Here is a 22,081-nt window from a genome sequence, read left to right as displayed (position 1 = left end):
TCAAGTGGCCTATCTGTACGGCCAAGTTTTCTTGGAAGGCAAACTAATGCATCAGTTTTGCGCCGCGGGTTTTCGCCATCTCTTGCATGATGCCGTTGAGCCAGTTTTCAGTGGATTGACCAAGCTGTCTGCGGTCGACATCCCGAATCGCTTGCTCGAGCGTCCTCTCGACGAGCCGATCCGATGCCTCGACGTCTGCCAGCAAAAGGCGCGCCGCAAGTCGCAGTTTGGGCAAAAGCGCGAAGACGTCGTCGGAGGGGTCCGGCACGGGGGCCGCTCGCTCAGATGCCTGCGGGGGAAAGAGCGCGTTGAACACCGCCTGGCTGCCCGAGGATTTCCGCAAATTGCTGGCGTAGCGGAGATGATCGGGAATGGCGATGTCGTCATCGCCACTGAAGAACACGAAGGGGACACCCCGGCGCATCAACTCATCGGCGATTGGAAACACGCGTCGGCCATTGAGATTGACGTCGAGGATTGCAGCTTCAGCCGTCCCGGTGTGTTTGGATGCCTGTTCGACGGTTGCAGCGGGACCGAGGATGATGGCACCCATATTGCTGAAAAACCGCGCAAGATCTCCCGCCATCGCCCATTCGTCTTCGACTATCAGAATATGCAGCCCCCGCAGGTCGCGCACGTCGTCATCCTTTCTTGGAACGGAGGTTAGAATGCAGCGGATTTGCCTTCCGAATTCTGTCGTCCAAGGCCGCCTGCAATTGTCTCGTAAGCGCCAGCATGCGATCAGGGACGGCCCCAGCATGGGAACTTCCAAGCGATCCAGGCTCCCCTGATACCACCGGCGTCGGGAGTTTTATGTCAGCAGATCGTTTTGCCATTGAACCACCATTGATATCGGGTTCAACGTCATCCCTGACGTCTTGTTCCATCCGTCTTGCGCGCTATATGGTTGTGTCCTGTCCGCCGGCCTTGAGGGGATTTCAGGTCGGGTCGGCGAAAGGGGGACATGACGTGACAGCCCAACCGAAAAGGTTTCCCATCGTGGGCATAGGCGCGTCCGCGGGCGGCATTCCCGCGATGGAAGGTCTGTTCAAAGGCGTGGCCGGTCAGCCTGGTATGGCTTTCGTCATCATCACGCATCTCAGCCCCAAGCGCGAAAGCCTGTTGCACGAGGTCATCAGCCGCTACACCGACATGCCTGTCATTGTGATCGAGGACGGCATGGTGGTTGAACCTGACCACGTCTATGTGATGCCGCAAAACGTGACATTGGCCATTGAATCGGGGGTGCTGCACCTCCGCCGGCCGAATGGGCTTACCCAGGAGCGCAAGCCCATCGATATCTTCTTCGCCGCATTGGGTGAAGACCAGGGCGAATATGCCGTTGGCGTCATCCTGTCGGGCGGCGACTCCGATGGAACGCTGGGCGCCAAGGCCATCAAGGAGCGGGGCGGGTTTACCGTCGCGCAAGCGCCGGACGGCTACGGGCCGCGCAATCCCGACATGCCGCAGAGCGCTATTGCCAGCGGACTCGTCGATGTCGCTGTGCCCGCCGAGGAGATCGGGGCGAAGCTGGAGGCTTTCGCCCGCGGCTTCGACCCGCTGGAAGGGCTGGCGGAAGAAGATGGCGACCACACGGCCGACATCGATAAGGTGCGAGAACAGATATACGCCATTCTGCGCAGCCACTCCGGCCACGACTTCTCGGGCTACAAGACCAAGACATTCCTGCGCCGCGTGAAGCGGCGCATGCAGATCGCCCAGGTCCATTCCATCAGCGCTTATATAGACTGGCTGAAGAAGGATGCTCGCGAGGTGATGAACCTTTTTCGCGATCTGCTGATCAATGTCACCAACTTCTTTCGCGACCCCGATGCCTTCGAGTTGCTCGAGCGAAAGATCATACCGCAGCTGTTCGAAGGCAAGACCGCCAGCGACACCGTCAGGGTCTGGGTTCCCGGATGCGCCACGGGCGAGGAGGTGTTCTCCATCGGCATCCTGCTGCGCGAACACATGGAGAAGCTTACGGTCGTTCCGCGCGTCCAGATATTCGCCACCGACATCGACGAGCCGGCGCTGGCGGTGGCGCGGGCGGCACGCTATCCGGAAGCCTTGCTGCAAGGTCTTTCTCCCGAACGCAAACAGCGGTTTTTCAACGGCGATGGCGAAAGCTATGTCATCAGCAATGCGATACGCGAACTGTGCATCTTCTCGCCGCACAGCGTCATTCGCGATCCACCCTTCTCGCGCATGGACTTGGTCTCCTGCCGCAATCTGCTGATCTATTTCGGCCCGATCATCCAAAACCGCGTCATCCCTGTCTTCCATTATGCGCTGAAGCCCGGCGGTTACCTTTTCCTTGGCACCTCCGAAAGCGTCGGGCAGCACGACGATCTGTTCGCCACCGTCGACAAGAAACATCGCATCTTCCATGCGCGGGAGCATGCCTCACCGCACATCAGACTGCCGGCCCTGATCGGGGAAAGTCATTCCAGCGTCTTCCCATCCGAAAGCGCCGGCTCGAAGAAGGGACTTGTCGGCTATCCCTTGCGGCAGGCAGTGGAGGCGCAGGTTCTGGAACGGTTCGCGCCGCCGCATGTCCTGGTCAACGCCGAGGGCGATGTCGTCTATTATTCGGCCAGGACCGGCAGATATCTCGAAGCGCCACAAGGGATTCCCAGCCGGCAGTTGCTGACGATGGCAAGGCGCGGGCTGCGGCTGGATCTCCGCGCCGCACTGCGCGAAGCGACGACCACGCGCCGCACAGTGGTGCGGGAAAACCTCACCGTGGAGGAAGACGACGAACGGGTCCAGCCGATCAGGCTGACGATCGAGCCGCTCGCGGAACGCGGCAACGGCGAGCCGCTTTACCTTGTCCTTTTCGAGCCGTCGGGCCCGACGCAGGCCCGCTCAGAGGAAGACGGCGGCAGCCGTGACAGTGACAGCACCGCCGATCTCGAGCGGGAACTGCGCGATACCAGAGAGCGCCTGCAATCGATGATCGAGGAATACGAGACCGCGCTGGAGGAGGTGAAATCGTCCAACGAGGAACTCGTCTCCGTCAATGAGGAGGCGCAATCCACCAACGAGGAACTCGAAGCCTCGAAGGAGGAGATGCAGTCGCTCAACGAGGAACTTAACACGATCAACGCCGAGTTGACGGCCAAGATAGAAGAGCTCAACCACGCTAACGGCGATCTGCGCAACCTGTTCGAAAGCACCGACATAGCGACCATTTTCCTCGACCGCAGCCTTGTGGTCCGCACCTTCACGCCGGCGGCGTCATCCTTCTTCAGCCTGCGCCCCTCCGATGTTGGCCGGCCGCTGACGGATTTGTCGAGCCAACTCGACTACCCAGAGTTGAAGCAGCACATCGACAAGGTGTTCGAGACAGGCGAGATCCTGAATCACCATCTGCCGCGCGATGCTAGGGGCTTGTTCCACATGGTCCGCATCAATCCCTATCGGGACAAGGGCAACAGGATCCAGGGCGTGGTGGTGACACTTGTCGATGTCACCACGCTGGCACAGGCAGAAGAGCATCAGCAGGTGCTCATCTCGGAACTTAACCACCGGGTCAAGAACATGCTTGCGGTGATCGCCAGCATTGCAAGCCGCACGCGGGAAAGTTCTGATACGAAGGAGGAGTTCGCGGATGCGCTGATCGGCCGCCTGCATGCCATGTCGCGGGCCTACGGCCTGCTGACCCGGGAGAGATGGAAGGAAGCCTCGGTCAGGGAATTGCTCCAGCAGGAGCTCGAACCATTCGGCATCGAGCGGGTTGAACTCGATGGCGCAGACGTGAAATTAGGCCCGCAACAGGGGCTTTCCCTCAGCATGGCCATTCATGAACTGGCCACCAATGCGGCCAAGTATGGCGCTTTGTCAAAAGTCGACGGCAAGGTCAGTGTGCAATGGTCGATCGACCATGACAGTTTTACATTTGGCTGGCGCGAAAAGAACGGTCCTCCTGTAGAGGCGCCGTTGGACAACGGCTTTGGCCTGACCCTGTTGCAGGGAGAAATCGGTTACAGGCTCGGCGGCCATGTCGAGACCGCGTTCCACAAGGACGGCCTCAGCGTCCAGATCGCGTTTCCGGCAAATCACAAGGAGGCACCGTGAGCGACGACAGGCCGCGCGTTCTGGTGGTCGAGGACGAATGGCTGATCGCCGAAGACGTCGCGTCTCGCCTGCGTGCTGCGGGTTATCCGGTGATCGGCCCGGTCTCGTCGGTCGCCGCGGCTCGTCAGCTTATCGATGCAGGCAAAGCCGACGTGGCGCTGCTGGACATTCAATTGAACGGTGAAACAAGTCTGCCCGTGGCCGAAACATTGCTGGCTCGCGGCATCCCCTTCGCCTTCATGACCGGATTTGGGCCGCGCGACGTTCCCACACCCTTCCGAAACTGCAAATTCGTGCCGAAACCGGCAGGCGACGCTGCACTTCTCAACACCCTGGCCGACCTGGCATCGCTTCGGCCCGACAAACACTCGCTGTGATTTCAAGAGGCCGGTTTCGATTAGTCCAGGGGCTTGTCGGTCGGCCTAGGCGTGGTGCTCGCCTGACGCGGCCGGCCGGCGTTTCGATTGGCAACCGGATTGTCCAGCGGCGGGGCCGATGGCCGGGATGTGCCGGCGGTTTTCGGCGTCAGCGGCTTGGCACCGGCATCCGTATCACTGGCGTCCCGTTTCGGGTGCGGGAGAGCATCGGCGTTTGGCGACCGGACGCTGGGTTTCGATGTGGGATTCTCATTGCTCATGGCGATAACTCCTTCGCAGCGGGCGGGCACGACAGTCTCGCCGCCCTGAGTTTTTTCTGCGGGTCAACCGTCGCCACGGTCGAAAGTTCCGGGTACCTCAGTAGCGTCGGAGCCATCCCTGGCGGAAAATTCGCGCAAGGTGGACCCCGCGCAAGATGCCGACGTCTCAGCCATGCGGTCGCATCACCACCTTGATGCAGCCATCCTGCTTGTCGCGGAACTTTTTGTAGAGATCCGGTCCCGCTTCGAGGTCTGCCTTGTGCGTGATCACGAAGGAGGGATCGATGTCGCCCTTTTGCACCATGGCCAGGAGCGGTTCGAGATAGCGTTGAGTGTGCGTCTGACCCATTCGGAAGGTCAGGCCCTTGTTCATGGCGGCGCCGAACGGGATATGGTCGACGAGGCCGATATAGACGCCGGGTACCGAGATGGTGCCGCCTTTGCGGCATGAGTAGATTGCTTCGCGAAGCACATGCGGCCTGTCGGTGCCGAGATAGACGGCAGCCTTGACCTTGTCGAGCATGGAGTCGGCACTGGCGCCGGGATCCGACTCGGTACCGACACAGTCTATGCAGCGATCCGGACCGCGGCCATCGGTCATCGCCATCAAGGCGTCGTAGATATCGGAGTTGCTGAAGTCGAGCGTCTCGGCCTTGCCGTGCTCGCGAGCCATCGCCAGCCGCTCCGGCACCTTGTCTATGGCAATGACGCGGCCGGCGCCGAGCATCCATGCGCTCTGAATGGCGAACTGACCAACCGGACCGCAACCCCAGATGGCGACGGTTTCGCCTGGCTCGATGCCGGCGTTTTCAGCCGCCATATAGCCGGTTGGAAAGATGTCGGAGAGGAACAGCACCTGTTCGTCGTCCATTCCCTCGGGCACCTTTATCGGACCGACATCAGCGAAAGGAACGCGCAGATATTCGGCTTGCCCTCCCCAATAGCCGCCGACCAGATGCGAATAGCCGAACAGGCCAGCCGGGGATTGTCCCATCACTTCGGCAGCCTGTTTGGCATTGGGATTGGACCTGTCGCAAAGCGAGAACAGCCCCTTCTGGCAAAACCAGCATTCGCCGCATGAGATGTTGAAAGGCACCACGATGCGGTCGCCCTTTCTGAATTTCGAATGGCCGCTGCCGACTTCCACGACCTCGCCCATCGTCTCGTGTCCGAGCACATCGCCCGACTCCATCGTCGGCATATATCCGTTCATCAGATGCAGGTCCGAGCCGCATATGGCGCAACAGGTGACTTTGATGATGACGTCACGATCATCCTCGATGGCGGGATCAGCCACCTGGTCGCATCGAATGTCGCCTTTGCCGTGCCACGTGAGCGCTTTCATGATGGTGCTCCTGCCTTGGAAGAAGGTCGGCAGAAGAGTCTGCCCGACATTTTGGTTCTGGCGTGAAGGCTGAAGGTCAGCCTTTGGAGGCAGAACCCGGCTCGGCCATCTTGCGGTGCTGTTCGGCCAGCGTGCCTGCCGGCGTCACATGTGCCGCGGCGACCTGCAGCTTGTTCTTCCAGCCGCTGATGACTTGTTCCTCACCGTCCATCATCGCCTCGTAGCCGGCCTCGGCCACATCGGCGGGATTGTCCTTCTCATCGGTGCCGACCTTGGTATCCATCATTTCGGCGCGTTCGAAGAACCGCGTCTGCGTTGCCCCGGGCATCAGCACGGTGACTGTGACTCCTGTGGCCTGCAACTCATGACGCAGTGCGATCGAGAAGGAATCGATGAAAGCCTTGGTGCCGTTGTAGACCGCCTGGAAAGTGCCCGGCATGAAACCAGCGATCGATCCTGTGAAGAGAATGCGGCCTCGGCCGCGGCGTGCCATCCTGGCTCCGAGTTGATGCGCGAGATAGACTGTCCCGGTGATGTTGGTGTCGATGATGCGGCGTACTTTTTTCCAATCCTGATCGACGAAACCACGGCCGAGCCCACGTCCGGCATTCAGGAACAACAGGTCGACATCGCGATCGCCGATCCCGGCGATCAAACGATCGACACCCTCCTCGGTCGCCAGATCGGCCTCGATGGCTTCGACAGTCACACCATGCGAACCGAGCGCCTCAGCTGCCTGCTGGATCGCGGGCTCGTCGGCGGCTAGGATCAGGTGGTAGCCGTCCTTGGCGCACAGTTTGGCGAGTTCCTTCCCAATGCCGCTCGAGGCGCCCGTCACCACGGCCAATTTTTCATTCGTCATCTCGTCCTCCGAGCTTCGCTTCGGCCGAACTACTGTCGGGACGGATTGTTCCGTACGGAGAGGTTGAATGCGTGGCCGTATGCAGGCCGTGACAAGGATTTGTTCTTGAGTTCAATGAACACGCGGCGTGGAGAGGTGGAACAACTCAGGTCCGGGCGAGTTCGATATCATGCAGCATCGTTGCTCCCCTTGTTTGATGCTGCACGATCGGGTCCCCTCAGCCTGATCCGCTCGCGCTTTCTATCGGAAAGCGCGAGCATCTAATCACCTCGACAATCATGTTTTGGAACAACAAACCCGTTCGGCAGTTCGGGGCGCAGGAGGAATAAAATGCAATACGCCGAAGAAATCGCGCTCAGGCGCGTGAAAATGCTGGTCGAACAATATGTTGTCGCCAGGAGCAGGAGATATGATTTCGTCTCGACGGAACTTGCCTGCAAGGCCATTCGCCAAGTCGTACGAAGTCCGATCGAAGACGCCGAACTGGACCATTTGCTGGCTAGAAGCGCGGTCAAACAGGGGCTTTCGGTGCGGTTCGACCGAATAGGTCATTGGCAGGCGGCTTCGCCCGAACTCAGCCAGGAGAAATCGGCATGAGAGCAGTGCTATTGATGTCAGCGGCATTACTCGCCTTGGCGGGGTGCAACGACAATGCCGATCCGGCCAAGTCCAAGACGGACACTACGAACAGCCAGCCGGTGGACAAGAATCCCACGACGGACACCAACCCGACGCCGCAGACCAGCACCGGCGGCGACCAGCAAGGTACGCAGCCAACGCAGCCCGCATCTCCAAAGCCAAGTGGCGACTAGGCCTATGGAGCGACGCAACGCAATAATCTCGCTGGTGATAGCGGCGGTCATCATTGTCGGTTTCATCGTCGGCTTTTTCTACGTTGACATGGGCTGGCAGACCTCCCCGCTGAAACGTGCGCCGGAGCAGAACCAGGGCGGCAATGCCCCGGCGGACACCGCCCCGGCTGCGGGCGTCCAGAAAAATCCCAGGGAAAACACGGAAATGCCGGGGCAACAGTGATCGACGGCCGGCAGCAACAGGAGAGGGCGACCTCGCGGTGACCCTGCCGAACTGAGTTCAATACAGCACCGATCTGGAGTGTGGATGATGGGCATCCTTTCCGACCTCGACAAGAAGCTGACGGACAATATGTACGAGCATGGCAGCGAATTCACCGATGCGGTTTCGGATCTGCCGGAAGCAGTCGTGGAAGCGGTCGAACGGCTGATGTTTTTCATCCAGCCCGACGCGCGCGATACAGTCAGAACTCAGGTTCTCGGCCTCATTCACGAATACAGAATCCAAGACGCGCCGAACGGGGATCGCCCCGCCTGACCTTCAGCTTACGCTGGTGCGGCAATTGAAACCGATCGGGACCTGGCTCGCCGCCTCGTGCTCCGGATCGGCGGACGCGGTCGTTGACGGACCCGACGAGTGCTCTAGATCAGATTTACGCCGGCCACGGTTTTGTTGGGTCGGGGGAGACTATTCGGTGGCGCACCAAACGCCTGATTTGATCGTTAGACGCCGCTATCTCAGGCACGACTGCTTGTGCTTGCTGTTGCTGATGTTGTCGGCATGCTCATCTTCCGATCAGATCGAGCAGCAATCACGAACAGCGGCCTCCGCATCGCAGACCGTGTTGATGGCGCTGGACGCCTGGGCGGCAGGGGCGGCGCCGACCGCATACACGGTGGGTACGCTGCAATCGATCGGCGAGACGCTTACCGACGCCGGGGCGCAAATCCGGTCCGCGCAAACCAGTGAACCCGCCGAGCAAGCTTCACTGACAAAGGCAGTCTACGATTTGTCGGTCGCGGTGGCGCGTGCAGAGGCCGGATTGCAGGCGGGCGACCGGCCGGAAGTCCAAGACGCGCAACAGGATCTACGGCTGGCGTCGCGTTCGCTCGCTACCGCCTACGCCAAGTATTTCGCGCCGAAGCCATGAAGAAGCTCATGGAAATATCCCTCGGCGTCGTCACCAGCGTCGGCGGCTTCCTCGAAGTTGGGTCCATGGCGACGGCGGCGCAGGCAGGCGCGATGTTTGGCTTCCAGTTGATCTGGGCGGTGGTGCTAGGCACCATCTGCATCATCTTCCTTGTCGAAATGTCCGGCCGGTTCGCGGCCGTGAGCCATCACACGATCTCCGACGGCATCCGCGAGAGATTCGGCTTCAACGTCTTTCTATGGCCGTTGCTGGCCGCCCTGCTGGTCAATTTCCTGGTGCTGTCCGCCGAGATCGGCGGCGTCGCCATTGCGCTCGAATTTGCCACCGGCATAGGCTTCCAGTGGTGGGCACTGCCGGTGGCTTTGCTGGCGTGGCTGCTGCTTTGGAAAGGCACCTTCGGCTTCATCGAGAAGGGCGTATCTATTCTCGGTCTGGTGACGCTGTGTTTCGTCGTCGGAGCGGTGATGCTGAGACCCGATTGGACGGCAGTCGCAAGGGGCGCCGTGCCTTCGCTGCCGGTCCACGATGCCGCCAATTACTGGTTCATGGCGGTGAGCATTCTCGGCGCCTCGATATCGCCCTACCTCTTCATGTTCTATTCCTCGGGGGCCATCGAGGACCGGTGGGACAAAAGCTATCTCGGAGCCAATCGGGCCATAGCGGGGTTGGGCATGACTTTCGGGGGGACCATCTCGATCGGCGTGTTGATCGTGGCCGCTCTCGTGCTCGCCACGCATGGCGTCACCCAGGTGGACGACTATCACCAATTGCCGTTGATGCTGATATCCATATTCGGCTTCTGGGGCTTCGTGCTGTTTGTTGCCTCCCTCGCCATTGCCTGCTTCGGCGCCGCACTAGAGGTCGGGTTGCAACAGGCCTATCTTGTGGCCCAGGGTTTCGGCTGGAATTGGGGCGAGGATCGCAAGCCGCGCGACGATCCGGGTTTCAGCGCCACCTACACGATATCATTGCTTTTGGCGGCTATTCCCATCGCGCTTGGTCTCGATCCGCTGAGGCTCACCATCTTTTCCATGGCGCTGACGGCAGCCAGCCTGCCGCTGACGGTCGTTCCTTTCCTGTTTCTGCTGAACGACAAACGTTATGTCGGCGAGCATCGCAATGGCTTTTTGTCGAATGCCGCCGTCATCTTCATCATCGCGCTTGGCTTCGTACTGGCGGTGGTGACCATCCCGCTGCAGATATTCGGGGGCACATGATGAAGTTGCTGCGTGATCTCCTCGACAAGCAGGTGGTCGACCGCGAGCAGATCAAGATCGGCAAGGTCGACGGGCTGGTGGCGGAGTTGCGGCCTGGCAAGCCGCCTCGGATCATTGCCATCGAGCTCGGCTCCATCACCCTGGCACGTCGCCTCGGCGCAGGGCCTGGGCGCTGGATGGCGCGGCTCGCGGTCAAGCTGGGTGGCAAGCAGCATGGCGAACCCCATCGGATCGCCTGGCACAAGGTGAAAGATATCGGCATCGATGTCGAGTTCGACATCGATGTGCGAGAAACGTCGATCTTCGCCTGGCAGGACTGGTTGCGCGACCATGTCATCGGGCGCATTCCGGGAGCTTGATAATGACCACGGTCAATCTCGAGCATCTGGCAGGGCGACGAGTACTCTCGCAGCGCGGCAAGAATGTCGGTTATATCGAGGAGATCCACGCCGAACGGGACGGTGACGATTTCCTCGTCACCGAATTCCATGTCGGGGTCTACGCTGCTTTCGAGCGTCTTTCGGCCTCGGCCATAGGCGTGGCGGTGCTGGATCTTTTCCGATTGCGCCGCCGCGACGGTCTATACCGCATCCCTTGGGACAAGCTCGACATCTCCGATCCCGCGCGACCGCGGCTGCTGTGCCCAATGACCGAACTCTCAGGCATGAAGGGCGCACCAGACCTCCATGAATAGGCCGTGGGGTGCTGCATCGCCGGGATCGTTCTCAGCGCAGCATGCTTGCCGCCAGGAAAACCACGGCTGCTATCAAAACGACAGCTGCAATCACCAAAACCGGCCAGTTGGCGCCAGGCCGCAGTTCCGGCTCGCCTTCGACCGGGCGCATGGCGTTGGCAAAGCTGGCATCGTTTTCGAATTCTGGACGATTGCGCGGCGGACTTGTCCCAGCGACCGGATTTTGTGTGTCCGCGGCCTCTGCGTCTGTCTCAAGCGGGGCAATGGCGGGATCGAACCCCGGCGTCTTGTCCTGCGTCGCTCCTGCCTGAACTTCGCCTATGGCCGCGGCAGGGGTCGGACTTGAAACCTTGGCCATGATTTCTCCCTTTCAACCACGCCCTGGCAGACTTGCACTTGTGAGCGCGGCGAGAGCAAAGCTTGCGTGCGCCGGAGCGGCCTACCACGGTCGATTTGCTCGCCATGCGGTCCCTCGTAGCGCACGCCAAACTTCTGCCGCCGCCGATTTGTTCCAAGCAGCAACACCCACGGCCTGAGTCGGTTCACACGAGGCTGTGGCGCTCAAGAATTTGGCTGTGGAGCATGGCGTCGCAAATTGGCGTTGGATCAGCCTTGGCAGATCATATGAACAGTCACTGCTCGCTGCGGGAAAATGAACCGACCCGTCGCTGCCTCGCGATTGAGGCCATGACGGCAGGTTCCCGATCAATTTCACAGCAGATCTTTCCGAAGGAAGATGCGGGCATGTCCAGGGATCCCGAATTCGACTTTGCCAAATTCCTCGAAACCATGGCGCATGTAGAATACCGGTGCCTGGAAACTGCTCGTCTCCACGACGGCCTTCTTACAGCCACGCCGGATGGCTTCTTCCTCGACAGTCCTGAGAAGTTGTGAGCCAAAGGATTGGCCACGCAACTGCTCAGGCAGGAAGAACATGTCGAGAAACAGGAGCCCGAGCTCCGTTCTGCCCCAAAGCCCGCCCCAGACTCTTCCTGAGTGGTCGCAAAGCTCCGCTCCGATGACAGCTCGGTCGTCGATCCCGGTCTGTGCGATGTTGTATTGATAGAGCGCTGCGGCGGCCCGCGCTCTATCATCCTCGCTATACGTCAAAGCGGTTGTAAATCTCTCGGATCGGAATCACATGCATTTTCCTCCTGGGTGGGCACAGGCATGAGACCCGCCGGCAACGTCGGTCACGGCCAAGATGAACTCGTTGCCAACGCCAAGAAAATAAATCCGGCAGCCATCTCAGGCGCCTTCGAACGCCGCGGGCTTTGTGGTCTTCACAAAATGTTACGTGAGGGAACGTTCGCGCCTGACTCTTCTTAGGCAATCGAGGCGGTTGTCGCCTCGTGGATTTTGAAGGAGAAGAAGAATGCCCAATCAAGGTGGTAGTCACGAACAGCATGTGAAGGCAGGCCAGCAGAGCCACAAGAACGCCGACAATAAAAACCGTCAGCAACAGCAGGCCGCTGGTGGTGGTCAACGGCAGCAGGGCGATGGATCCGGCATGCGTGGTGGAACCCACGAACAGCACGTGAAAGCTGGCGAACAAAGCCACAAGAACCGCTGATCGCGGTTGATTTCAGCAGACCCACCCCGAAGTATCGGGGTGGGTCTGATTGCATCTGAAGGGGTACCGACGAAGAGGCCGGGTCGCGAAGTCGCCCCGGCGGCTTTGGCGCCGGGCACAACCAGTCAGGCAGCTTGCTCCAGGGCGCGCTCATTGACACCGCCTTCGCCCAGCCCGGAAAGCGCTTCGTCCGTCGCGACCTCCTCTTTCAATGTCTCGTTGAGGAGCTTGACCACGTCGCTCTTGCCAAGCTGTTCAGCCCACGCGACCAACGTGCCATAGCGCGCGATTTCATAATGCTCGACGGCCTGTGCCGCGCCGACCAGCCCTGCATCCAGCGCCGGGTCACCCTTGTATTCGTCGAGAATTTCCGACCCTTCCTCAAGAATGCCGTCGATCGCCGGACAGGTCTTGCCGCGGGCCGGTTTGTCCATAAGTTCGAACACTTGCTCGAGCCGATCGACCTGGCCTTCGGTTTCCATGCGATGTTTCTCAAAGGCCGCGGCCACCTCCTCGGATTCGGCGCCCTTTGCCATCTTCGGCAAGGCTTTGAGTATCTTCTTTTCAGCGTAGTAAATGTCCTTCAGCCCATCGAGGAACAAAGCCTCCAGTCCCTTTGTCGTCGCTCTTTTTGCAGTCGCCATGATTTGTCTCCCTGGATTGTCGTGAAAGCTCACCGGCGGTGTAGCCATGGACTAACTTTCCATGGAAGCAGTTGTTCCCTGGGCGCGACTCGGAAGGGCAGCACGCCAAACACCGCTTTTGTCGAAAACCGATCGCTGTCAAAAGGCGATGGATGATGACGGTGTGAGAACCGCCGGCAGGGGACGGAGAGCACCGGGGTTCTTCGCGCGATATGGAGCAGATGGTGAAAAGAAACCCTTCCGATGGGTTCATATACGAAATCATATTTACATATAAAACAAATCATGATGATCTTGCAGTCGTGCAACGCTAAGGTGGTTGGTTCCGGCGTATATCGCTGAGCCTGAATGCCAGCAGATGATCGTGCACAAATGAAATCAACATGATGTCGCGGTCGAGCCAGCCGTGCATTGGTCGGATCCGGGGAGTACGGCATGCCGTTTGATGTCATCGTTGTCGGAGCCGGCGCAGCCGGGGCTGTTCTTGCCGCCCGGCTAACCGAGGATGCGGCCACGACCGTGCTTTTGCTGGAAGCGGGGCCGGACTACCGGAGCGGCGAGCAACCTGCCGAGATGACGAGCCCAAATCCCTTCAACCTGCTGCTTCCCGATCATTTTCAGCAGCAATACATGTATCCCGACCTGATGGCTCGCCGCACGAAGCGGCAGGAGCATCGGGTCTACTGGCGCGGCAAGGGGCTTGGCGGTTCGACGGCCGTCAATGGGCAGATTGCCATTCGCGGCGTGCTCCATGCATTCGACCGCTGGGAGGAAATCGGATGCAAGGGCTGGTCGGGAGCGGATGTGCTGCCCTTCTTCTGCCGCCTGGAGGACGACCCGATCGCGGCCAATTTTCACGGCAGCGGCGGCCCGATTCCGATCTACCGCGCGCCTGTCGAAAGCTGGGGAAGCGTCGACAAGGCCATGCGCCAAAGCGCGATGGCTCTCGGCCATCCTTGGCATGACGATCTCAATGCTCCGGATGCCGAAGGGGCTTGCACCTATCCCATCAACAGTCGAGCCGGCAAGCGCGTGTCGGTCAATGACGGCTATCTGGAAGCGGCCCGCGACCGGCCGAACCTCACCATCATCGGGCAGGCGACAGTGGACAAGGTGCTTTTCGATGGCAGGAAAGCGATCGGCGTTTTGGCCATCGTGGCCGGTCAGGTTCGCAAATTCGAGGCGCCGCTGATCGTCCTCTCGGCCGGCGCCATCCACTCTCCGGTCATCCTGCAGCGCTCGGGCATCGGTCCGGCGGCTCTCTTGAATCGAAAGGACATCGAGGTGCTTGCCGACCTGCCGGTCGGCGAAGGTTTTTTCGACCATCCTTATTGCCGCATCGAACTGAAGCTGAAGCCGGAATTCAAGGCGACCGATGTCGACGCGCGGCATACCAACTGCTGTGTGCGGATGAGTTCCGGCGTGCCGGGTGCCGAGCGCGACGACATTCTCTACGTCGGCATGAACCATGGCGGTATCGGCGTGGAGTCCGACAGCGCCCAGTTCGGCGAGGCCATGGTCAATCTGATCCTGATGGAGGCCAAGAGCCGCGGCACCGTGCAACTGCGTTCCGCCAACCCTTTCGACCAGCCGATCGTGGAAGAGAACATGCTGGACGATCCAATGGATCTCCAGCGCATGCGTATCGCCTATCGCCACCTCGGCGAGATTGCCCGGCAGGCGCCGATCCAGGCGATCGCCGAGCGCGTCCTGCTGGGGGATTCCGATCTGCCTTTGTCATGGCTCGAAACGGCAAGTGACGAGGAGGTCGACAATTTCCTGCTGGCGCAGTCTTCCGATGCGCAGCATGGGATCGGAGGCTGTTGCATGGGACGGCCCGGCGAGGCCGTGGTCGATCCGGAATGCCGGGTCTACGGTTTGGAAGGATTGCGGGTTATCGATGCGTCGATCATGCCACTCGATTGCCAGGCAAACACCAATCTCACCTCGATCATGATTGGCGAGAAAATGGCCGACAGCCTGCGCCGGTCCACCTGACAGCTCTCTGCCGAACTGCATATGGTCGCGAGGGCAGGCCCGCGCAAAAAGGCGCGGGCCTTGAATGTCAGCGAGTGACGTCCACGGTAATCGTCTTCAGGTCGCACATTTCCATCAGCGTGTGCCGACCCCCGGTGCGACCGAGGCCGCTCTGCGTCCCGGCGGCGCCGCCGGCAGGGATGTGCGGCTCCCAATAACAGCTCATCTCGTTGATGTTGACGATGCCGACCTTCAGGCTTTCAGCAAAGGCAAAGGCGTTCTTTATGGTGCTGGTGAAGACCGCGGCCGACAGGCCGTAGGGGCTGGACGCCGCAAGTTCCATCGCCTCTTCGTCGGTCTCGAAGGTCAGCACCGGTGCAATCGGCCCGAAGGATTCCTCGACATTGAGCAGGCTTTCCCGGGTCAGTCCTGTGACGATCGACGGCTCGAAATAGAGATTGGTGGCAAAGCCCGCTGCCACATTGCCGCCGGTGACGATCTCGGCGCCACGCGCGCGGGCGTCCGCGATGTGGCTGAGCACCTTGTCGACGGCCACCGCATTGTTGATCGGCCCCATCGTCGTCGCGGGATCGAAAGGGTCGCCCATTTTCACCTTCGCGGCCGCTTTCACGAGACCTTCGATGAAACGGTCATGGATGGATTTGTGCACCAGAACGCGTTCGGTGGCCGTGCAGATCTGCCCGGCATTGGCAAAGCAGCCGGCTCCCACCTGGGCGGCGGCCATGTCGATATCGGCGTCGGCCAGGACGATGGTCGGACCGTTGCCGCCCATTTCGAGCAGAAGCGGCTTGCCCGCGCCACGCCGGGCGATCGTCGCGCCGGTGGCGGAACTGCCGGTGAAGCCGATGGCATGGGTGCCCGGATGAACGACCGCCTCGTCGCCCACCTCCGCACCGTCACCCAGAACGAGATTGATGGCGCCGTCCGGCAGGCCCGCCTCGATGAAGCATTCGACAAGTGCAGTGGCAATCAGCGACGTCGTCGGCGCGGGCACCCAGACGACGGTGTTGCCCGTTGCGATGGCCGGTCCGAGATAGTAGAGGCAGGGCAGGGCAAGCGGGAAATTCCAGGGTGTGATGATGGCAAAGACGCCCTTCGGCTGCAGGAAGCTGAAGGCGCGCTTGTTGGCATCGGCAAGCGGAAACGCCGCCGTCTCCAGCCACTTCATCTGTTCTGCCGCATTGCGGAAGCCGAGAGCCGCCGCCGACGCTTCGGCCTTTGCTTCGCTGTGGAACGGCTTACCCTGTTCCAGGCAGAGCAGGCGCGCAAGCTCCTCGGCGCGCCTGTCGATCGCGTCGGCAATGCGCATGCATAGTTGAGCGCGCGCGAAGGTTCCCATCTTGCGCATGGTCTCGCGTGCGCCTTCGGCGGCTTTCACCGCGCGACCGACATCGGCGCGGGTGGAAAGGGAGAGATAGCCGAGATGCTCGCCCGTCGAAGGACTGTCGATTTTCAGGAATTTGCCCGAGCTGCCGGCAATCCACTCGCCGCCGATGCGGTTGATGCCGATGCGGGCGGCTGCTTCCGGCTCCGAGACGATCGCCATGCCGCGCAGGTTGGGGCCTTCGAGAGAAGATTTGAAATGGACTGTCATCATGCGTTCCTTTGGCCGAATTCGGATTGGATGTTCAAAATGGCGGCACGGCTGCGCTCCACGGCTGCGATGAAAAGTCTGCTGCCGGCCTCTGCGCTCGCCTCCGATGGCGTGCCGATGACGCCGTTGTCGCGGATGGCTTCGAAACGGCGCCAGACGGTGACGGCCGGCGCGGCGTAAAGGTGAGGATCCGGCCAGGATGGCGAAGTGCCGCCTGGCGGGATGAGATCGCGGCGAACGCTGTCGCCAAGCACATGCATCATCAACGAGGTTTCAAGCGCGCAAGCGTGACCGGTGCCCGTGGCGGCATCGGGCAGGGCCTCCGCCGCCACGTCGGCGATGAGATCGAAATACGAGAAACCCGCGGTGACGATGCCACGCTGGCCAAGGGTGGTGATCGCCACCTGGATCGCGGCGCGGTTTCCGCCATGGCCGTTCAGCATGACCGGCAGGAAGCCGTCTTCGGCAAGGCAGGTGCAGAGATCGACGAGCACGGCGATGAAGGTCCGCGGACTGAGGCTCATCGTGCCGGAGAAGGAGCGATGATGCTCGGACGAGCCATAGGCGAAAGGTTCGGCGACCCGCATGGAAGCCTGTCCTTCCGCCGCGGCGAGAGCGACTGCTTCCGCAAGCCAGCAATCGACGCCGAGAGGCAGATGCGGGCCATGTTGCTCGACAGCGCCGAGCGGCAGAATGACGACGGGTTTATGCACGCCGGCTGTCGCGTGTCTTTCCGTATCCGGCGAGGTCATCAGCGCAAAGCTGGACCTGGGCGGGATCGGCAAGGCCGGAACTGGCTCGCTCATCGTGCTGCCTCGACGAGCCGCGCCTTGGCGTAGGTCATGCCGGAATCGGCCAGGAGAGCGACCATGATGATTGCACCCTTGTAGAGTTCGAGGCTGGAAGGATCCGTGCCGAACACCCGAAGCGCAGTTGTCAGCAGACTGACGATCAGGGCGCCGACGACCGCCCCCCACACCGTTCCCCGTCCGCCGAAGATACTGGTGCCTCCAAGCACGGCAGCGGCGATCGCGTCCAGAAGCAGCGAGGTACCGCCGATATTGGGCGTCACGACAGGCACCCGGCTGATCATGATCACGGCCGTCAGGAAGACGAAGATGCTGGAGGCGCAATAGACGAGGATCGTGTGTTTCGTCACCGGGATGCCGGCAAGTTCCGCGGCTCCGGCATCCGACCCGAGCGCATAGGTACGCAGCCCGAAACGGCTGTGCCGCATCAGGATTGCTGCTACGGCAACGATCAGGAGCGTTGCGAAGATGACATTGGGAATGCCAAAGCTGCGCTCAATGCCGACCGCGCGAAGCGTCGGATCCTTCAGCATCAGGACGCCTTTGGAGGCAACGGCAAGCGTTGCGCCCTGCAGCGCGACCATTGTGGCCAGTGTCGTCACGAAGGGCGGTATCTTCAACAGTGCGATAACGGCGCCGTTCGCGAGGCCGATCACCACCATCACGGCAAAGCCGACGAGCAAGGCAAGCGGCAGGCCGGCGCCGCGGTCGATCAGGCTGGCGATGAAGACGGCGCAGAAGGCGACGCCGACGCCGGCGGACAGGTCGATGCCCGCCGTCAGCAGAACGATCAGAGCCCCAAGCGCCAGGATGGCGATCGGGGTCGCCTGGGCGACGATGTTGATGAGGCTGGCGGTTGAAACGATGCGGGCGTCGATGAGCGCGAAGATCGCCAGCAGGATGACCAGCAGGATCAACGGCGAGAGGTCGAGAAAGCGCCTGCACCAGATGTTCTGTTGGCGGGTCATGAGGGTTCTCTCATCGGATGTGCCAGTCTTCGACCGGTTCGCGCAGGCCTGATTTGACGCTGCGCAGGATTGCATCATTGACGGCGACGGCGCGCAGGGCGTCGCCAACCGGCATCACGAAAGGGGTATCGTCGCGAACCGCCGAAATGAAATGGTGGACCTCCTCGAAGAGATCCCCGGTGATACGGCCATTGACGGTCGGCCAGTGCAGGGCGTCGGGTTGCGACCACTGTCCATGCGACAGGATGCGTAGACCGTGGTCGCGCACGTCGAGGTCGATCATGCCTTCGGTGCCGATGATTTCCGTGCGTGCCCAGATGCCGGTCGGAACGGTCGGTGGCAGCGTCCAGCCGAAATAGAGCTGTCCGCTCATTCCGTTCGACAACTCGACGGTGGAGAAGATCGCATCTTCGGATCTAACTCCGAGCGAAGGCATGAGCTTGGCGACGGGCCGGGAGTAGACGGCGATGATGTCCGAACCCGAGATCCATTGCAGCGCATCCACGTCATGCACGCCGAGGTAGAAGCAGACGCTCGAATTTCCGTTCATGCGAAGACCGACTTCGCGACTGGTGAAACGGCCGCTGCTGCCGTGGATCGGCTCGCCGATCCGCCCGGATCTTACCGCTGCCGCGGCCTCGCAATAGCGAGGGTCGAACCGCAGGATGTGGCCGACCAACAGGCGTGCGCCGCTTCTCTCCGCTGCTTTCGCGATCGCCTTGGCAGGGGACAGATCATGAGCCATCGGCTTTTCGAGCAGCACCGGCTTGCCGGCATCGAGCAGAATGCGGCAGACGTCTTCATGCAGCGTGTCGGGTGCCGCCACGATATAGGCGTCGGCGGCATTGGCGGTCAGCGCGGTGGTGGCATCGCGGAAATACCGGGCACCGAAATCCGACGCGGCCTTGCTCCCCGTGGCAGCATTCGGATCAACGAATGCCGACAGTTCGGCGACAGGACTCGCGGCAACCACCTGCGCATGCAGGAGACCCATGTAGCCGGCACCGACGATGGCGATTTTCAGCTTGCTCAAAGGGTTTCTCCTTACAGGCATGGTGCAAGGTTGGATGCTGGCCGGGGTGCGCAAGCTTGTGGTGTGATCGTGCGATCACCGAAGGCCAGCGTCATCACGTCTTCTTCCGTCGCCCCACGAGCCAGCGTGCCGACAGAGTGGCCTTCGCGCATGACGACGATGCGGTCGGCAACGCCGAGAACCTCGGGCAACTCGCTCGACACCATGAGGATCGCCGCGCCCTCGGCCTTCAATCTTGCGATTAGGTGATGGAGTTCGGATTTTGCGCCGACGTCGACGCCGCGTGTCGGCTCGTCGAGCAGGATGATCTTCGGCTTAGTGGCAAGCCATTTGCCGATGACGACCTTCTGCTGATTGCCGCCCGAAAGCTCGATGGTCATCTTGTCGGGCTGGGCCGGCCGCACGCCGAGTGAGCCGATGAGATCGCGGGCGAGTGCCAGGATGCGGCGAGGTCTCAGCAGGCCGAAGTGACTGTTATCGCGAATCCAGGCGAGGGACAGATTGTCCCTGATCGACATCGTGCCGACGAAGCCTTCCAGATGCCGGTCTTCGGGTATGTAGACGATGCCGGCGCGATTGGCGGCCTTGGTGTCGCCGCCGGTCTGCTGCCCGCCGAAAATTCTGAGCGTGCCGCCATGCATGGTCTCGAGGCCGGCAATCAGCCTGAGCACCTCGGAGCGGCCGCTTCCCATCAGGCCGGCGAGCGCGACGATTTCGCCCCTGCACACGCTGAGCGTGGCCGACTTCAAGAGCTTGCCATCGGAGATGTTGCTGATCTCGATCGCGGTTTCGCCGACTTGCGCTTCGAGATAGGGGAAGATGTCGCCGACATCGCGCCCGACCATCATGGAGACGATCTCGGCCTCGTTGGTCTGGCGGGTCTGGCGCTCGCCGATGAACCGTCCGTCACGCAGAACGACGACGCGGTCGCACTGGCTGAAGATCTCTTCCATCTTGTGCGAGATGTAGAGGATGCCGGCGCCGCGAGCTCTCAGCCTGTCGATCAGGTCGTAGAGCTGGTCGCGCTCGCGGTTGGAGAGCGCGCTGGTCGGCTCGTCCATGATGAAGAACCAGGCATCGGACAGAACGGCACGGGCAATTTCCACCATCTGCCGGTGCCCGACGGAAAGCGTTCGCAGCTCCGCGCCAATGTCGATATCGAGCGACAGCTCGTCCATGATGGATTTCGCATCGCGCCGCATCCGGGCCCGGTCGAGAAATCCCAGGCGGGTATGCGGTTCGCGGCCGATGAAGAGATTCTCCGCCACCGTCAGGTCCGGCGAAAGGCTGAAATGCTGATGGATGACGCTGATGCCCTTGGCGTCGCTGGGGGAGTGGAACTGGACGGCGTTGCCGTCGATGACGATCTCACCCTCGTCCGGACGATGCAGACCGGAAATGCACTTCACCAGCGTCGATTTTCCGGCCCCGTTCTCGCCGGCAAGTCCTACCACCTCGCCGGCCGAGACGGCAAAGCTGACACCGTCGAGTGCCTTGACGCCCGGAAAAGACTTGCCAAGCCCGCGCAAGGCGATGCTGTGTTTGCCGACCGGTGTTGCGGCGGTGTTGCGGGGCGACGGGGTGGACTTGCGGCCACTGGTTTTGAACAGGGCGGCGACACTCTCCGGCTGGCTGGTGAGAACGGCCACCAGAATGAGGCTCGCGGTCACGAAGTAGATCAGGATCTGTGGTACCTGCAGGAAGGACAGGCCGGTGTTGATGACGCCCAGCAGCAGCGCCCCGATCGCCGTTCCCCAGATGGAGCCCTGGCCGCCGGACAGTTTCGTGCCGCCGATGATGGCGGCTGTGATGGCTGTAAATTCAAGCCCGGTGCCGGCAAGCGGCTGTGCCGAACCAAGGCGGCCGATGGTGAGGATCGCGCCGAGCCCGGCCGTTGCGCCGGCAATCAGGTAGACGGAGATGCGCACGAGGTCGACGGGAACCAGTGAGGCCCGCGCTGCTCCCGCATTGCCGCCGACCGCATAGATCCAGCGCCCGTACACCGTGCGATTGAGCACGAACCACCAGAGGCCCAGGCAGATGGCGGCGATGATGACGGAGACCGGCAGGAGGCCGATCGTCTCGCGTCCCGCGAAAAGCAGGACCGGATCGGCGACCGCGATGCTCGATGCGCCGGAGAGACTGAGCGCCAGGCCGCGCGCAAACGCCATGGTGGCGAGCGTTGCGATGAATGGGGAGATGCCGGCAAAGCCGATCAGCGCTCCATTGAGCAGACCGATTGCGGCACCGCCACCGATCGCGGCGAGAAGGCTCAAGCTCGCCGAGCCGGTTGCCGTGTAGGCAAGGCCCGCGGCGATGCCGGAACAGGCAAGATTGCTGCCGACGGAAATATCAATGCCGCGCGCTATGATCACGGCCGTCATGGCAAAAGAGATGAGGGCGATGACCGCACTCTGCTGCGCGATACTGACAAGATTGCCGGTCGACAGAAAACGCGGATCGATCCAGCCGAAGACGGCGATGGCGACCAGCAGCACCGCGATGAGAACCGGTTCGTTGCGCCGCAGTAACGGAGAGGTCCAGGACTGGAACATGGGTCGGTCCTCTTATCGAGCATCATGCGCGGTCACCACGGAAGCGGCGACGGCGATCGTCAGAAAAGGGGACGCCGGATGATATGTCATCCGGCGCTTGAGCCGCTTT

The 22,081-nt window shown here is 61.3% G+C and carries 23 protein-coding genes; 12 read left to right on the top strand and 11 right to left on the bottom strand.

Features of this window, described 5'->3' with window-relative positions:
• Nucleotides 1-43: 43 nt before the first annotated feature.
• Nucleotides 44-637 carry a response regulator gene (locus NKK51_RS05155; protein ID WP_352551574.1) on the bottom strand — a complete coding sequence of 198 codons (594 nt, stop codon included), beginning with the start codon at nt 635-637 and terminating at the stop codon, nt 44-46.
• A gap of 332 nt (nt 638-969) precedes the next feature.
• On the opposite strand from NKK51_RS05155, the gene NKK51_RS05150 reads away from it, so the two are divergent.
• Both NKK51_RS05150 and NKK51_RS05145 read left to right on the top strand, forming a co-directional pair.
• Nucleotides 970-4,080, top strand: coding sequence for a CheR family methyltransferase (locus NKK51_RS05150; RefSeq protein WP_023809468.1), 3,111 nt, complete (start codon nt 970-972; stop codon nt 4,078-4,080).
• Entirely contained in the window at nt 4,077-4,457 is a 381-nt protein-coding gene (locus NKK51_RS05145) for a response regulator (protein ID WP_023809467.1), read from the top strand. The genes NKK51_RS05150 and NKK51_RS05145 overlap by 4 nt, the downstream gene beginning before the upstream one ends.
• 426 nt (nt 4,458-4,883) lie before the next feature.
• Here the strand turns inward: NKK51_RS05145 and NKK51_RS05140 are convergent, their stop codons facing one another.
• Together NKK51_RS05140 and NKK51_RS05135 are read right to left on the bottom strand one after the other, a co-directional pair.
• Entirely contained in the window at nt 4,884-6,062 is a 1,179-nt protein-coding gene (locus tag NKK51_RS05140) for a zinc-dependent alcohol dehydrogenase (protein WP_352551572.1), read from the bottom strand.
• Nucleotides 6,063-6,138: 76 nt separating this feature from the next.
• On the bottom strand, nt 6,139-6,924 hold the full coding sequence (locus NKK51_RS05135; RefSeq protein WP_127292248.1) for an SDR family NAD(P)-dependent oxidoreductase: 786 nt from the start codon (nt 6,922-6,924) through the stop codon (nt 6,139-6,141).
• A gap of 330 nt (nt 6,925-7,254) precedes the next feature.
• Here NKK51_RS05135 and NKK51_RS05130 point away from each other — a divergent pair, with 330 nt between their 5' ends.
• The 8 genes from NKK51_RS05130 to NKK51_RS05095 all read left to right on the top strand — a co-directional run bounded on the left by NKK51_RS05130 (nt 7,255) and on the right by NKK51_RS05095 (nt 10,798).
• Complete coding sequence (locus tag NKK51_RS05130) at nt 7,255-7,521, top strand: hypothetical protein (RefSeq protein WP_023809464.1); 267 nt, start codon at nt 7,255-7,257, stop codon at nt 7,519-7,521.
• Entirely contained in the window at nt 7,518-7,736 is a 219-nt protein-coding gene (locus tag NKK51_RS05125) for a hypothetical protein (protein ID WP_023809463.1), read from the top strand. Before NKK51_RS05130 ends, NKK51_RS05125 begins: the two co-directional genes overlap by 4 nt.
• 4 nt (nt 7,737-7,740) lie before the next feature.
• Nucleotides 7,741-7,959, top strand: coding sequence for a hypothetical protein (locus NKK51_RS05120; RefSeq protein ID WP_352441966.1), 219 nt, complete (start codon nt 7,741-7,743; stop codon nt 7,957-7,959).
• Nucleotides 7,960-8,043: 84 nt separating this feature from the next.
• Nucleotides 8,044-8,274 (top strand): hypothetical protein, encoded by a 231-nt coding sequence (locus NKK51_RS05115; RefSeq protein ID WP_031212583.1) that lies wholly within the window; start codon nt 8,044-8,046, stop codon nt 8,272-8,274.
• Nucleotides 8,275-8,431: 157 nt separating this feature from the next.
• Complete coding sequence (locus NKK51_RS05110) at nt 8,432-8,887, top strand: hypothetical protein (protein ID WP_352551570.1); 456 nt, start codon at nt 8,432-8,434, stop codon at nt 8,885-8,887.
• Nucleotides 8,884-10,104, top strand: a complete 1,221-nt coding sequence (locus NKK51_RS05105) for an NRAMP family divalent metal transporter (RefSeq protein WP_023809459.1) — start codon at nt 8,884-8,886, stop codon at nt 10,102-10,104. The genes NKK51_RS05110 and NKK51_RS05105 overlap by 4 nt, the downstream gene beginning before the upstream one ends.
• Nucleotides 10,104-10,463, top strand: coding sequence for a hypothetical protein (locus NKK51_RS05100; protein WP_352551665.1), 360 nt, complete (start codon nt 10,104-10,106; stop codon nt 10,461-10,463). The genes NKK51_RS05105 and NKK51_RS05100 overlap by 1 nt, the downstream gene beginning before the upstream one ends.
• A gap of 2 nt (nt 10,464-10,465) precedes the next feature.
• The gene (locus NKK51_RS05095) at nt 10,466-10,798 is read left to right on the top strand and encodes a hypothetical protein (protein WP_352551568.1); all 333 of its coding nucleotides are present in this window, start codon (nt 10,466-10,468) and stop codon (nt 10,796-10,798) included.
• A gap of 31 nt (nt 10,799-10,829) precedes the next feature.
• Here the strand turns inward: NKK51_RS05095 and NKK51_RS05090 are convergent, their stop codons facing one another.
• Entirely contained in the window at nt 10,830-11,156 is a 327-nt protein-coding gene (locus NKK51_RS05090; RefSeq protein WP_352441969.1) for a hypothetical protein, read from the bottom strand.
• A gap of 353 nt (nt 11,157-11,509) precedes the next feature.
• On the bottom strand, nt 11,510-11,908 hold the full coding sequence (locus NKK51_RS05085) for a GNAT family N-acetyltransferase (protein ID WP_352551566.1): 399 nt from the start codon (nt 11,906-11,908) through the stop codon (nt 11,510-11,512).
• A 265-nt stretch (nt 11,909-12,173) separates the two neighbouring features.
• On the opposite strand from NKK51_RS05085, the gene NKK51_RS05080 reads away from it, so the two are divergent.
• Nucleotides 12,174-12,371, top strand: a complete 198-nt coding sequence (locus NKK51_RS05080; RefSeq protein ID WP_013530427.1) for a hypothetical protein — start codon at nt 12,174-12,176, stop codon at nt 12,369-12,371.
• Between the two features lie 125 nt (nt 12,372-12,496).
• Here NKK51_RS05080 and NKK51_RS05075 read toward each other — a convergent pair whose 3' ends face one another.
• Entirely contained in the window at nt 12,497-13,015 is a 519-nt protein-coding gene (locus NKK51_RS05075; RefSeq protein ID WP_013530428.1) for a YciE/YciF ferroxidase family protein, read from the bottom strand.
• Nucleotides 13,016-13,450: 435 nt separating this feature from the next.
• Between NKK51_RS05075 and NKK51_RS05070 the strand changes: the two genes are divergently transcribed.
• Nucleotides 13,451-15,013 (top strand): GMC family oxidoreductase, encoded by a 1,563-nt coding sequence (locus NKK51_RS05070; protein ID WP_128303899.1) that lies wholly within the window; start codon nt 13,451-13,453, stop codon nt 15,011-15,013.
• A gap of 67 nt (nt 15,014-15,080) precedes the next feature.
• Here the strand turns inward: NKK51_RS05070 and NKK51_RS05065 are convergent, their stop codons facing one another.
• Genes NKK51_RS05065 through NKK51_RS05045 form a run of 5 tightly spaced genes read right to left on the bottom strand, consistent with a single transcriptional unit; the run spans nt 15,081 to nt 21,972 of the window.
• The gene (locus NKK51_RS05065) at nt 15,081-16,607 is read right to left on the bottom strand and encodes an aldehyde dehydrogenase family protein (protein ID WP_352551564.1); all 1,527 of its coding nucleotides are present in this window, start codon (nt 16,605-16,607) and stop codon (nt 15,081-15,083) included.
• On the bottom strand, nt 16,607-17,413 hold the full coding sequence (locus NKK51_RS05060) for a creatininase family protein (RefSeq protein WP_352551562.1): 807 nt from the start codon (nt 17,411-17,413) through the stop codon (nt 16,607-16,609). The genes NKK51_RS05065 and NKK51_RS05060 overlap by 1 nt, the downstream gene beginning before the upstream one ends.
• Entirely contained in the window at nt 17,410-18,384 is a 975-nt protein-coding gene (locus NKK51_RS05055; RefSeq protein WP_352551560.1) for an ABC transporter permease, read from the bottom strand. Before NKK51_RS05055 ends, NKK51_RS05060 begins: the two co-directional genes overlap by 4 nt.
• 10 nt (nt 18,385-18,394) lie before the next feature.
• Nucleotides 18,395-19,417: a Gfo/Idh/MocA family protein gene (locus NKK51_RS05050; RefSeq protein WP_352551558.1), complete on the bottom strand. Its 1,023-nt coding sequence runs from the start codon at nt 19,415-19,417 to the stop codon at nt 18,395-18,397.
• Between the two features lie 11 nt (nt 19,418-19,428).
• Nucleotides 19,429-21,972, bottom strand: a complete 2,544-nt coding sequence (locus NKK51_RS05045; protein WP_352551557.1) for an ATP-binding cassette domain-containing protein — start codon at nt 21,970-21,972, stop codon at nt 19,429-19,431.
• Nucleotides 21,973-22,081 lie beyond the last annotated feature (109 nt).

Origin of the sequence: Mesorhizobium sp. M0011, from assembly GCF_040324155.1 — a bacterium.
Lineage (GTDB): Bacteria > Pseudomonadota > Alphaproteobacteria > Rhizobiales > Rhizobiaceae > Mesorhizobium.
Note: the sequence above shows the minus strand (reverse complement) of the source record. Positions and strands in the feature narration are given on the sequence as shown.